At 46.0% G+C, this 11,957-nt stretch carries 15 protein-coding genes; 2 read left to right on the forward strand and 13 right to left on the reverse strand.

All coding sequences use genetic code 11. From position 1 onward, the window contains the following. Positions 1–231: 231 nt before the first annotated feature. The 8 genes from fusA to fkpA form a co-directional block, all read right to left on the reverse strand. Positions 232–2,331, reverse strand: a complete 2,100-nt coding sequence (gene fusA, locus R7F64_RS22280; RefSeq protein WP_005382794.1) for an elongation factor G — start codon at positions 2,329–2,331, stop codon at positions 232–234. 75 nt (positions 2,332–2,406) lie between these two features. Next, positions 2,407–2,877, reverse strand: a complete 471-nt coding sequence (gene rpsG, locus R7F64_RS22285; RefSeq protein ID WP_005382796.1) for a 30S ribosomal protein S7 — start codon at positions 2,875–2,877, stop codon at positions 2,407–2,409. 101 nt (positions 2,878–2,978) lie between these two features. Beyond that, positions 2,979–3,353, reverse strand: coding sequence for a 30S ribosomal protein S12 (rpsL, locus tag R7F64_RS22290; protein WP_004399892.1), 375 nt, complete (start codon positions 3,351–3,353; stop codon positions 2,979–2,981). A gap of 177 nt (positions 3,354–3,530) precedes the next feature. Next, entirely contained in the window at positions 3,531–3,806 is a 276-nt protein-coding gene (gene tusB / locus R7F64_RS22295) for a sulfurtransferase complex subunit TusB (RefSeq protein ID WP_213907345.1), read from the reverse strand. A gap of 7 nt (positions 3,807–3,813) precedes the next feature. After that, positions 3,814–4,170 carry a sulfurtransferase complex subunit TusC gene (tusC, locus tag R7F64_RS22300; RefSeq protein WP_005382801.1) on the reverse strand — a complete coding sequence of 119 codons (357 nt, stop codon included), beginning with the start codon at positions 4,168–4,170 and terminating at the stop codon, positions 3,814–3,816. Then, positions 4,167–4,562, reverse strand: coding sequence for a sulfurtransferase complex subunit TusD (gene tusD, locus R7F64_RS22305; protein ID WP_047104026.1), 396 nt, complete (start codon positions 4,560–4,562; stop codon positions 4,167–4,169). Before tusD ends, tusC begins: the two co-directional genes overlap by 4 nt. After that, positions 4,559–5,281, reverse strand: a complete 723-nt coding sequence (locus tag R7F64_RS22310) for a transcriptional regulator (RefSeq protein WP_005382804.1) — start codon at positions 5,279–5,281, stop codon at positions 4,559–4,561. Before R7F64_RS22310 ends, tusD begins: the two co-directional genes overlap by 4 nt. Positions 5,282–5,424: 143 nt before the next feature. Then, a complete protein-coding gene (gene fkpA, locus R7F64_RS22315; RefSeq protein ID WP_017821751.1) occupies positions 5,425–6,207 on the reverse strand; it encodes an FKBP-type peptidyl-prolyl cis-trans isomerase in 783 nt (260 codons plus the stop codon). Positions 6,208–6,335: 128 nt separating this feature from the next. On the opposite strand from fkpA, the gene R7F64_RS22320 reads away from it, so the two are divergent. Both R7F64_RS22320 and R7F64_RS22325 read left to right on the forward strand, forming a co-directional pair. Then, a complete protein-coding gene (locus R7F64_RS22320) occupies positions 6,336–7,322 on the forward strand; it encodes a WD40 repeat domain-containing protein (RefSeq protein WP_017633742.1) in 987 nt (328 codons plus the stop codon). Further along, positions 7,319–7,546 carry a SlyX family protein gene (locus tag R7F64_RS22325; protein ID WP_005381455.1) on the forward strand — a complete coding sequence of 76 codons (228 nt, stop codon included), beginning with the start codon at positions 7,319–7,321 and terminating at the stop codon, positions 7,544–7,546. Before R7F64_RS22320 ends, R7F64_RS22325 begins: the two co-directional genes overlap by 4 nt. Before the next feature lie 83 nt (positions 7,547–7,629). Here R7F64_RS22325 and R7F64_RS22330 read toward each other — a convergent pair whose 3' ends face one another. The 5 genes from R7F64_RS22330 to kefG form a co-directional block, all read right to left on the reverse strand. Continuing rightward, positions 7,630–8,571 carry an isoaspartyl peptidase/L-asparaginase family protein gene (locus R7F64_RS22330; protein WP_031777285.1) on the reverse strand — a complete coding sequence of 314 codons (942 nt, stop codon included), beginning with the start codon at positions 8,569–8,571 and terminating at the stop codon, positions 7,630–7,632. Positions 8,572–8,702: 131 nt separating this feature from the next. After that, a complete protein-coding gene (slyD, locus tag R7F64_RS22335) occupies positions 8,703–9,254 on the reverse strand; it encodes a peptidylprolyl isomerase (RefSeq protein WP_005381451.1) in 552 nt (183 codons plus the stop codon). 92 nt (positions 9,255–9,346) lie between these two features. Then, positions 9,347–9,547, reverse strand: a complete 201-nt coding sequence (locus R7F64_RS22340; protein ID WP_005381449.1) for a YheV family putative zinc ribbon protein — start codon at positions 9,545–9,547, stop codon at positions 9,347–9,349. Positions 9,548–9,580: 33 nt separating this feature from the next. Beyond that, on the reverse strand, positions 9,581–11,377 hold the full coding sequence (kefB, locus tag R7F64_RS22345; RefSeq protein ID WP_017633740.1) for a glutathione-regulated potassium-efflux system protein KefB: 1,797 nt from the start codon (positions 11,375–11,377) through the stop codon (positions 9,581–9,583). Further along, a complete protein-coding gene (kefG, locus tag R7F64_RS22350; protein WP_005381444.1) occupies positions 11,361–11,954 on the reverse strand; it encodes a glutathione-regulated potassium-efflux system ancillary protein KefG in 594 nt (197 codons plus the stop codon). The genes kefB and kefG overlap by 17 nt, the downstream gene beginning before the upstream one ends. Positions 11,955–11,957 lie beyond the last annotated feature (3 nt).

The raw sequence follows: 11,957 nt of genomic DNA on the forward strand, positions 1-11,957 counted from the left end.
TGTTTTACCGTGGTCAACGTGGCCGATAGTACCAACGTTAACGTGCGGTTTCGTACGTTCAAATTTTTCTTTAGACACGATCGTGTTCCTTCCTAGTTATGATTCGTCGTGATCATTATTGATCGACGACGCGCCAGAAATTGTTATTTTATGCGCCAACGCCCGTTAGCGCAATATTTGGACGCCCTGATCTCGCAAAAAGTCGTAAACTTTTTGCAGTTCAATCGTCAATTAGTAACCACGCTCTGCAATAATTTTATCTGCGAAGTTTTTCGGCACTTCAGCGTACTCGTGAAACTCCATAGAGTAAGACGCACGGCCTTGAGTTGCAGAACGTAGATCAGTTGCGTAACCGAACATTTCGGATAGTGGTACTTGAGCACGGATGATCTTAAGACCAGCCACACCTTCGTCCATGCCTTCAATGATACCGCGACGACGGTTTAGGTCACCAACAACGTCACCCATCCAGTCTTCCGGAGTGGTTACTTCGACATTCATCATAGGTTCTAGAATCACAGGTTGTGCTTCTAGTGCACCTTTCTTGAATGCCATCGAGCCAGCGATCTTAAACGCCATCTCGCTTGAGTCTACATCGTGGTAAGAACCATCAAATAGTGTAGCTTTAATATCTAGTACAGGGTAACCCGCTAGAACACCACTATTCATTTGCTCTTCGATACCTTTCGATACCGAACTGATGTATTCCTTAGGAATCACACCGCCCACGATTTCGTCTACGAATACGAAACCTTCACCAGGCTCTGAAGGCTCAAGTTTGACCCAAACATGACCGTATTGACCACGACCACCTGATTGACGAACAAACTTACCTTCAACTTCCGCTTTACCACGAATGGTTTCACGGTAAGCAACCTGAGGTTTACCAACGTTACAATCAACGCTGAATTCACGCTTCATACGATCAACGATAATGTCTAGGTGAAGTTCACCCATACCTGAGATCAGAGTCTGACCTGATTCGTCGTCCGTTTCCACGCGGAATGATGGATCTTCCGCTGCTAGTTTACCTAGCGCGATAGCCATTTTCTCTTGGTCTGCCTTAGAACGAGGCTCTACAGCAATCTGAATAACTGGTTCAGGGAACTCCATGCGCTCTAGAATCACTTTGTGGTTCTGATCACACAGCGTGTCACCTGTGGTTACGTCTTTCAGACCGATAGCAGCTGCAATATCACCAGCGCGAACTTCTTTCACTTCTTCACGCTTATTCGCATGCATCTGAACGATACGACCGAAACGCTCTTTCTTCTCTTTTACTGAGTTGTAAACAGCGTCACCCGAGTTTACAACACCGGAGTAAACACGCATGAAAGTTAACGTGCCCACGAATGGGTCAGTCGCAATCTTAAACGCTAGCGCTGAGAAAGGTTCGTTGTCGTCAGCATGACGCTCAACTTCATTTTCTCTTTCGTCGACACCTTTAATTGCAGGTACGTCAACAGGCGATGGCAAGAACTCAACTACTGCATCCAGTACCGCTTGAACACCTTTGTTCTTAAACGCACTACCACAAGTAGCCAGTACGATTTCGTTATTTAGTGTGCGAGTACGTAGAGCTTGTTTGAGCTCAGCTTCAGTCAATTCACCTTCTTCAAGGTACTTGTCCATCAGCTCTTCGCTAGCTTCAGCAGCGGATTCAACCATGTGGTTGCGCCACTCTTCAGCAAGTTCAATCATGTCAGCTGGGATGTCTTCGTAAGTAAACGAAGTGCCTTGATCGGCATCATTCCAGTTGATCATTTTCATCTTGATAAGGTCGATGACACCTCTGAACTCATCTTCCGCACCAACGTTCAGCTGGATTGGAACAGGAGTCGCACCAAGACGATTCTTAATTTGGTTCACAACGCGTAGGAAGTCTGCGCCCGCACGGTCCATCTTGTTTACAAATACCAAACGTGGAACGTGGTATTTGTCTGCTTGACGCCATACAGTTTCAGACTGAGGTTCAACACCAGATGAGCCACAGAACACAACCACAGCACCATCAAGTACACGAAGAGAACGCTCTACTTCGATAGTAAAGTCAACGTGTCCAGGGGTATCAATGATGTTTACGCGATGCTCAGGGAACTGTGCTTCCATACCACGCCAGAATGTAGTAGTCGCAGCGGATGTGATAGTGATACCACGCTCCTGCTCCTGCTCCATCCAGTCCATGGTTGCTGCACCATCGTGAACTTCGCCGATTTTGTGAGAAAGGCCAGTGTAGAACAGAATACGCTCAGTTGTGGTTGTTTTTCCTGCATCTACGTGAGCACAGATACCGATATTACGGTATAGCTCAATAGGAGTTTTACGAGCCACGATTGTATCCTCTTACTAAGGTGTACCTTAGAGTGTAGAAAAGTGCTGCGAGAGAACCTCGCAGCACAGAAGGTATTACCAACGGTAATGAGCGAACGCTTTGTTTGCGTCAGCCATGCGGTGAACGTCTTCACGTTTCTTAACCGCAGTACCTTTGTTCTCAGACGCGTCTAGCATTTCAGCAGCTAGGCGTTGAGCCATAGATTTTTCACCACGCTTGCGCGCAGCTTCAACCAACCAACGCATAGCAAGTGCGTTACGGCGAACCGGACGTACTTCTACAGGTACTTGGTAAGTTGAACCACCAACACGGCGAGATTTAACCTCTACCGCTGGGCGAACGTTTTCAAGAGCTTCTTCAAAAATAGCTAAGTGGTCTTTACCAGACTTTTCAGCCATAGCATCTAGTGCAGTGTAAACGATTTTCTCTGCAGTAGATTTTTTACCGTCAACCATTAGGATGTTAACGAATTTTGCCAGCAATTCAGATTTGAATTTTGGATCTGGAAGGATCTTACGCTGACCAATGACGCGACGACGTGGCATGGATTTATCTCCGTTGTCTTCTTCAGGTTTTATCCAAAACTTTTCAGTTTTTTCAAAAAATTAAAAATAATTTAGTGTTTGGCCTTACTTAACGGAATCCATTAAGACTTAGGACGCTTCACACCGTACTTAGAACGACCTTGTTTACGGTCATTTACGCCAGCACAGTCTAGTGCGCCGCGAACAGTGTGGTAACGCACACCTGGAAGGTCTTTAACACGACCACCACGGATTAGAACAACTGAGTGCTCTTGAAGGTTGTGACCTTCACCGCCGATGTACGATGTAACTTCGAAGCCGTTTGTCAGACGTACACGACAAACTTTACGAAGTGCTGAGTTAGGTTTTTTAGGTGTAGTAGTGTAAACACGAGTACATACACCACGTTTTTGTGGGCACGCTTCTAGTGCAGGCACGTTGCTTTTAACAACTTGCTTTGCACGTGGCTTACGTACCAACTGGTTAATAGTTGCCATTAACTAGCTCCTGATTTACTTGAAAGTAAGCTTTGTGAAAAATCTATCCCCAACTGCCAATGCAGTTAGGGACGCAAAATTCTATGCAGCAGTGAGAGGTGTGTCAAGAAATATACGGATCTTTTTTGTTCAATTAGAACAATTCATCCGTAAAGCTTTGTCGACAGCAAATCTTGTTCAATCCCAAGTTAGGGATTTATCCTGTTTTGCTGTTAGTTCAACGAAGCCTGAGTAATTCACAATCGTCAGCGATGGACTGATACGATTTGCAATACCGCGAGCTTGCGCATCGCTCTCTAACACAAATACGCTGCGGTTTTTTAGGTGGGAACATGCTTTATGTTGCGAGTTAGCAGCGTACACTGCATCTTCTATAAGTAAGATGTCATCCTGTTCACTGCATAAGGGCATGGCGTCTTCTAGAGCAGAGACTGTTTTTATGATGTGTAACATAACTTCCTCAAAAAGACAGTAGCTTGCCAGCGTGTTGTAACTTATCTTTGAGCTGTTCTGAGCTTAACGCTTGGGCTTCAATGACTAAATCCGCTTGCGCCAAACCTCGCTGGGTTAACGACTCTGAACACACAAAGACTTGTTCGATGTCGTATAAATCGAAAAGCTTTAACATCGGCGCGTAATCTTTACTCAAAATATTGTTGGGGTCTTGTCCGAGTAGAAGCTGGTATACCCCGTCACCCATGAAAATGACGCTGATATCTTCACAGTAAGCCGACGCGGCTAACAGTGCATCCACACCTTCACGACCAGCTGCACTGCCATGTGGCGCACTACGAAATAGATAAGTTAACTGACTCAAAACTGTACCACTCTGTCTTGGGTTAACATCGCTTCAGCTAGGCTACCTAAGCCTGCTTGTTCAAAACCATCGGCTAGATTGTTCTGAACCAAACCATGTTGATTCGCTTCTTCTTCACTTACAATCCCGCGACGCAAAGCGGCCGCGACACAAGTTTCTAGGCGAACACCATGCTCTTTAGCCAAAGACTGCCACGCCTTATTGAGATCAAATTCATCGTTGGCTGGCACACTCAAAGCAGTACCATTAGTCACACCATCTTGATAAAAGAAGACGCTCACTAGCTGATGGCCTTGCTCTATCACCACTTTGGCGAACTGATAAGCACTGCGCGCTGACTGGCTGCCATAAACGGGACCATTCACCACTAACGTGTAAGTCAGTTTACTCACCTTTCATCATCCTCGGTTTTACGTTGACGAATGTACAAGTAAACGGTGTGTTTTGAAATATTAAGGCGATCCGCGACACGGTTGATGGCATCTTTAATATCGAAGATACCTTTGTCGTACAACTCCATCACGATCTGGCGATTTTTGGTGTTGTTAGACACGGATTTATCCGCATTGATCTCTTCGATGGTGCGTTCAACAGTTTGGTCCACCAGCTCTTCTACGTCACTAGCAAAGTTGACCGAGGAAGCCGCTTCTTTCGCTTCTTGCGTCGGCATGAAAGACTGAAGGACTTGCGAGAAAGGCGCATCCAAGTTGACGTTGATACACAACAAACCAATCACGCGATTTTCGCCATTACGAATGGCGACAGTAATCGACTTCATCAACACGCCACCTTTTGCACGGGTAAAGTACGAACGTGAGAAGTTGCGCTCCGAGCCTTCGATGTCTTTTAGCATCTTAAGCGCTAAATCAGTGATTGGTGAGCCGACTTGGCGCCCCGTGTTTTCACCGTTAGCGATTTTAATTGCAGAGGTATTTAAGTCTTCTAGAGAGTGAAGAACGATTTCACAAAATGGACCTATCAGGCTGGCGATACCATCCACGACCGCCTCATAAGATCTTAAAATGATTTTGTCGTGCTCGGTAAACGGCATCACGTTAACGGATTCCATTTCGAGCAACATCTCCGCGTTTATTGTTTCTGTAGTTGTCATAAGCCTTCGAGCGAAAAATCAACAAATTGGTGTAAGTTTATCAGAAAATTTGAAAAGCAACCTAGCAAACTCACCAACTAGTGACCTAGAACAAAAAAGGCCCGTTAAACGGACCTTTTTCAATAACTTATCGCAGCTTATTGTTATTGCTCTGCGTTGTCGTTCTCAACTTTTAGCAGCTCAACTTCAAATACTAGCGTTGAGTTAGCAGGAATGCTTGGTGTGTCTTGGTCACCGTATGCTAGCTCTGGCGGGATAACGAATTTGAATTTAGAACCCACAGGCATTAGCTGAACACCCTCTGTCCAACCTGGGATTACACGGTTAAGTGGGAACGTTGCAGGTTCACCACGATCGTATGAGCTGTCGAACTGAGTACCGTCGATCAGAGTACCTTTGTAGTGTACTTGAACCGTATCAGTGTCTTTTGGCTTCTCACCTTCAGCTGGTGTCATTACTTGGTATAGAAGACCTGTATCTGTCTTCACTACGCCTTCTTGCTTCTCAAACTCAGCACGGAAGTCATCGCCAGCTTTTTTCGCTTCAGCTGCTTTCTCAGCCGCTTGTGCTTGCATCTTTTCTGCAACACGCTTGTCTAGAGATTCTAGTGCTGCACGTGTTTCTTCTTCATTCAATTCAGCATTGCCTTTGAAGACGTCTTCGATACCTTTTAGTACCAAATCTTTGTTAAGATTAATGCCGATTTCGCTTGGCTTGTCGATGCTTGTGCTTAGGTAGTTAGCAAATGAAACACCGATTGCGTATGCCGCTTTGTCGTCGTCGGTTTTAAAGTGAACCGCTTTGCCGGTTTCTGCTTGAACTTGTTCTGCTTGAGGTGCGGTTTCTGTTTTAGTTTCTTCTTTCTGACAACCTACCGCTAGCATAACTGTTGCAGCAAGTAGCGACACTTTTAAAACTGATTTCATTAAATTCTCCCAATAATGGCTCTGCCATTGGTTGTTGTGCACAAATCTTCTATGAGACTAGTGAAGACAATCGTTATACCAATATACTAGCTATATGTCTTAAGACACAAACCGGATTATTAGATGTGATGCAAAGAATTTTTCATTTATTCCTATATTTAATTGTCATCACCACGTTAAATGGTTGCTTTTTCGCCGAGCGTGAAGTGCAGCGTTGGCCGATAGAACCTCAAGGTGCGACGAGCTTCGCACTTAGCAGAGATGGACGGTTTGCTCTGCTCTATTCTCAACAACGTCATTTGATGTTGTGGGACCTAGAGCAAAATGAACAACTAGCCAATCTGGGTGAACTCGATGCCGATGCCAATGTGGTTTCCCATATCCGCATATCTGACAATGGTCGCTACGCAATTACAGCAAGCCAAATGAACTTCGCAGTTTGGGACCTAGGCTGGACGCAATCCGAAGGCCTTTGGTCTATCTCTGATGCGCTCATTCGCGACGTTGATATCACCAGTAATGGTGAACAAGTTCTGCTTGGGTTATCCAACGGTAAAGCAATTTATGTCAACTTAGTCACCGGGCGTCGCATGGAGTTCCTTGCGCATCGTGAAAAAGTCAATTCCGTGGCCATTTCTCCTAATGGGCGCTTCGCCCTAACCGGAGGTAATGACTATAAAGCGTATCTGTGGGATACCGAAACCGGACAAGTACTACGAACCTTCGAACATGAACAACGAATTGTTCGCGTGGCCCTGCAAAGAGATGGAAAATTAGCAATGACATCTGATGGCGGAAACCAAGCGATTGTTTGGAATTTAAAAACTGGACAAGAAGTCACACAGTTGAGCAGTTGGTCACGCCAATTAATTTTCTCTACCGCACGATTTTCTGACGACGGGACTCAACTAGTCACAGGAAGCCCTTCTGGCCGTGTGTCGATATGGGATACTCAAACCGGAAAACGAATGAGTGGATTTGAAGTGGAGCCCAAAAAAGACACTCGCCCTCCCCGTGCGGTCGTGTATGATGCAGCCTTTGATTCAAAACAACGCGTAATTACTGCTACTTCAGCAGGTATTGCCCAAGCTTGGCAGTTAGAGAACGGATCATGACAGAAAAAATCATTCAGCAATTGGAAGCACGCATTAATGACTTAGAATGTCAGCTTGCGTTCCAAGAACAGACTATTGAAGATCTGAACGGCGCTTTATCGCAGCAACAACTGCAAATTACCAAGATGCTCGATCAGATGAAATATGTGGTAGGTAAAGTAAAAAATATGGACTCGTCGAATTTAGCCGATCCGTCAGAAGAAACCCCACCACCGCATTATTAAAATGCAGGCTCAAATAGCATAAAGCCCAGAACATGTTCTGGGCTTTGTTGTATTAATTACTTAAGAAGGTACTCAAGAAGAAGCTATTCGTCGGCGTAGATTTTAACGCTCAGCTCGCCTTGCGTATTAATGCCTGCTCGGTACATGCCAGAACTGTTCATCGCAAAGTGCATCTCACCTTTAGCATCAATGGCAATCAAACCGCCCTCTCCGCCCATCTGTTTGAGAGCACCTTGGATAATGTGTTCACAAGCCGTATGAATATCTTCTTGTAAGTAACGCATACGTGCTGCAACGTCTTCCGCAACACGTTTACGAATAAAGAACTCACCGACACCCGTAGTGGAAACTGCCACAACGCCATTTTCGGCCACCGTACCACAACCAATCAGAGCCGAATCTCCGACTCGGTTGTATTTCTTATTCGTCACGCCACCCGTACTGGTGGCAGCGGCTAAGTTGCCTTGTTGATCTAACGCTACCGCACCAACCGTACCGTGCTTACGGTCATCTGGGTAACGAGATTCCGACAAAGCAAACAGTCCTTTCTCACGCATAGACAGCAACTGCTCATAACGGCGATCAGTAAAGAAGTAATCTTGCTCGGTATACTCATGGCCTTGCTCAAAAGCAAACTTCTCTGCGCCCTCACCCACCAACAACACATGATTGCTGTTTCGCATCACGTCACGAGCGAGCTCAATTGGGTTTCTGATATGACGAACACCTGCGACCGCACCTGCTGCAAGGTTTCGCCCATCCATCACAGAAGCGTCCATTTCAACCATTTCGTTGTTGGTCAGCACTGAGCCTTTACCCGCATTAAAGTTAGGAGAGTCTTCCAATACTTTCACTGCCGCTACGACGGCATCTAAGGCTTCACCGCCCGTTTCTAGAATTTGATGTCCCGCTTTTACCGCAGCTTCTAAATCCGCCAAGATGGATTGTTGCAGCTCATCGCTCATCTGTTCACGCAAGATGGTGCCCGCACCACCATGAATGGCAATCGAGAAAGGTTTCGTCATCACTTTGTCCAACTGTTATTCCTTGTATGGTTGGCACTACACCTTAGATAAACAAAAAGCGCAAGTTGAAAACTCAACTTGCGCTTTTCAAAGCTTTGCTAGATAAGATTATCTAGTGAAGGAGCTTATGATTAGTGAGAACCACAGCTACCGCCGCCACAGCAGCCGCCTTCTTCTTCGTGATCGTGGTCATGATCGTGACCACCACAACAGCCACCACCTTGGTGGATGTGACCGTGTTCGATCTCTTCTGCTGTTGCTTCACGTGTAGACATAACCTCTACTTCGAAAGTTAGTGTTTGACCAGCTAACATATGGTTACCGTCAACAACCACTTCGTTGCCGTCAACTTCTGTTACTTCAACAGGGATTGGACCTTGGTCAGTGTCAGCTAGGAAGCGCATGCCCACTTCGATTTGCTCAACGCCTTGGAATACGTCCGCAGGAACGCGCTGTACTAGCGCATCGTTGTGCTCACCGTAAGCTTCTTCAGGAGCTACCGTTACTGAGAACTTGTCGCCAGCCACTTTACCTTCAAGTTCTTTTTCAAGACCTGTGATTAGGTTGTTGTGACCGTGAAGGTAATCTAGGGGTGCTTCTGCTGTTGATTGATCAACAACGACACCGTCTTCCATCATTACTTTGTATGCAAGGCTTGCAACAACGTTCTTTTCAATTTTCATACTAACTCCAGGGAGATTAATTGACTTAACCTGAATGGGGTTAAGTACTGAGATATCTGGGTGTATTATGGGGATCAATTATCGAAGTTCAATTATTCCGGCTTAAAAATTCCGATCATTTCCTGATCTGAGTGTTTATTTTTCTCTACAGATTGTGGTTTGCGCTGCTCTGTAAACTCACACTCGACACACTCAACTAACTCGATGTTATTTTCAATCCACCAGCGCAGGGTATCTTGCTGGCTGCAATTTGGGCAGCTAGCGCCTGCAATAAAACGTTTCTTGATTTTCACGCTATTTCCTTAGCTTGAGTCTTGGCTCAAGTACTACTTCCAATGATTAGGTGACTGATGGTCGCTCTCCATTTCACGACCAAATATTTCTTCTAGCTCTTTGCGTGCCTCTTTCGCCCTTTGAGCTAATTTCTTATCTTCATTGTGTTGAGGCAATAAGTCCTTAAGCATAGCATTATCCAACTTGCGAAAATGTGCTTCTGCCCGCTTTGCTTGATAAGGATGCATACCCAGTTCTACGAGCGCTTGGCGACCGAGATCTAGCGCCCCTAAAAATGTTTCACGAGAGTAATTCTCTACACCATGACTCATTAACTGGTAAGCCTCGACACGGCTTCTTGCTCGGGCTAACAACTTAAGTTTCGGGAAGTGCACGCGACAAATGTCCACGATGGCCATCACCTCATCAGGTGAATCAGTACAAATAATCAATGCTTCCGCTTTATCAGCGCCAGCAGCCCTCAATAGGTCAATTTGTGTAGCATCGCCATAAAACACTTTGTAACCATACTTACGTAATAGGTGGATTTGGCTGGCATCACTTTCTAATACTGTCACTTTGATTTTATTGGCATACATTAAACGTCCGACGATCTGACCGAAACGTCCAAAGCCTGCAATGATAACGCGTGGTCGGCGATCCACGACTTTCGTGGTCATGCCCTCTTCTTCTTGATTCAGGGTATGAGCAAACCACTTCTTTTGTCCCATCAGCAAAAGAGGAGTCGTCACCATGGATAGACTGACCACCACCAACAGAAACGCCACTTGCTCTTTGGACAAAATGCCCTCTTGGCTCGCCGCGGTAAATATGACAAAGGCAAACTCACCGCCTTGGCTCAAAATTGCAGCCATACGGCTTCTCGCTTTGGCTCCGACACGGGCAGCTCTCGCCAATGCATACAAAACCAAACCCTTAACCACGACCAAAGCCACCACCGCACCGAGAATCTCTAGAGGATGTAATGCCAATAACCCCAAGTTTACCGCCATGCCCACCGCAATAAAGAATAACCCCAACAACAGACCTTTAAATGGCTCGATAGCGATTTCCAACTCATGGCGATACTCACTCTCTGCCAGCAAAACGCCTGCTAAAAAAGTCCCCAATGCCATCGAAAGGCCGAGCTTTTGCATCACGACCGAAATGCCAAGCACGACTAAAAGTGCAGCAACGGTAAAGAGTTCACGAACGCCGCTCATCACGACAAAACGAAATAGCGGACGTAGTAAAAAGTGACCACCAATCAACAGTGCTACCACACTGCCTAAAATAGTGAAGACATCCAACCAACTTCCACCACTATGCCCGCCTGCTAGCAAGGGCAACATCGCCAGCATCGGGATCACTGCAATATCTTGAAAGAGCAGCACCGCAAAACCAGATTGCCCCGTTTCGGTACCATTAAGCCCTTGCTCTTCAATGACTTTAAGCGCAATCGCCGTCGAGGACAGCGCCAACCCCATCCCGATCACTAAACTCACTTGCATGCTTACGCCAAACATACTGACGACACTACCAATCACGGCGGTCGTGACCACAACCTGCGCACCGCCTAAACCTAAAATCGGCCCTCGCATCTGCCACAATTTTTTAGGGTTTAATTCCAGCCCTATCAAAAACAGTAACAACACAACCCCAAGCTCGGCAAAATGCAAAATGGCATCAACGTCGCTAATTAAGCCAAGCCCCCATGGGCCAATCAACACACCAGCGAGTAAATAACCTAAAACCGAGCCAAGCCCAAGGCGCTGAGCAATCGGCACCGCAATAACCGCAGCCGAAAGAAAGACCACACTGCTTTGAAGAAACTCACTGGTGATCGCCATACTGACCTCCTCGATCTGCCGCTTGCCAGTTTTCAAGTGGGTTACTCAGCCATCCACGGTATAACTCAGCATGTTCGTAGCGTTCAATATCCGAAACATTTCTTGACCAATACAACACCAGAGGTTCAATCCAGTGCATTTGGCATAGGGCTGCCGTCAGTTCAAACGGTTGCAAGATTTGCTCAAGTGGGTATTTGTTGTACCCCTTCGCGCTGAAGGCTTCTTCTTTACCACCTGTTGTAATGACACTGCGCCAGTATTTTCCTTCTAGCGCCGCACCTCCGCCAAACGCAAAGCCTTTACCTAACACTCGGTCTAGCCACTCTTTTAATAGGGCTGGACATGAATACATATAAAGTGGGTGGTGAAATACAATCACATCGTGAGCGAGCAACAACTCATGTTCGTAATTCACATCAATAAAGAAATCGGGGTAAACACCGTAAAGATCGTGCACAGTGACGTGATCAAGCGACTGAGCTTTTTTTATCATCACTTGATTGGCAATCGAGTTATGTGGCTCTGGATGAGCATAAATGACCAGAACTTTTGGGAGAATAGACGGTGCAACAGCCAAATG

Source organism: Vibrio sp. Vb1980 (assembly GCF_033338615.1).
Lineage (GTDB): Bacteria > Pseudomonadota > Gammaproteobacteria > Enterobacterales > Vibrionaceae > Vibrio > Vibrio alginolyticus.

Bases quoted from the DNA above. Each gene is read 5' to 3' on its own strand.
- kefB (WP_017633740.1), bottom strand. From the start codon at position 11,377: ATGGCGATCACCAGTGAGTTTCTTCAAAGCAGTGTGGTCTTTCTTTCG.
- slyD (WP_005381451.1), bottom strand. From the start codon at position 9,254: ATGAAAATTGAAAAGAACGTTGTTGCAAGCCTTGCATACAAAGTAATG.
- rpsG (WP_005382796.1), bottom strand. From the start codon at position 2,877: ATGCCACGTCGTCGCGTCATTGGTCAGCGTAAGATCCTTCCAGATCCA.
- fkpA (WP_017821751.1), bottom strand. From the start codon at position 6,207: ATGAAATCAGTTTTAAAAGTGTCGCTACTTGCTGCAACAGTTATGCTA.
- R7F64_RS22325 (WP_005381455.1), top strand. From the start codon at position 7,319: ATGACAGAAAAAATCATTCAGCAATTGGAAGCACGCATTAATGACTTA.
- R7F64_RS22320 (WP_017633742.1), top strand. From the start codon at position 6,336: ATGCAAAGAATTTTTCATTTATTCCTATATTTAATTGTCATCACCACG.
- R7F64_RS22310 (WP_005382804.1), bottom strand. From the start codon at position 5,281: ATGACAACTACAGAAACAATAAACGCGGAGATGTTGCTCGAAATGGAA.
- tusB (WP_213907345.1), bottom strand. From the start codon at position 3,806: ATGTTACACATCATAAAAACAGTCTCTGCTCTAGAAGACGCCATGCCC.
- R7F64_RS22330 (WP_031777285.1), bottom strand. From the start codon at position 8,571: ATGACGAAACCTTTCTCGATTGCCATTCATGGTGGTGCGGGCACCATC.
- rpsL (WP_004399892.1), bottom strand. From the start codon at position 3,353: ATGGCAACTATTAACCAGTTGGTACGTAAGCCACGTGCAAAGCAAGTT.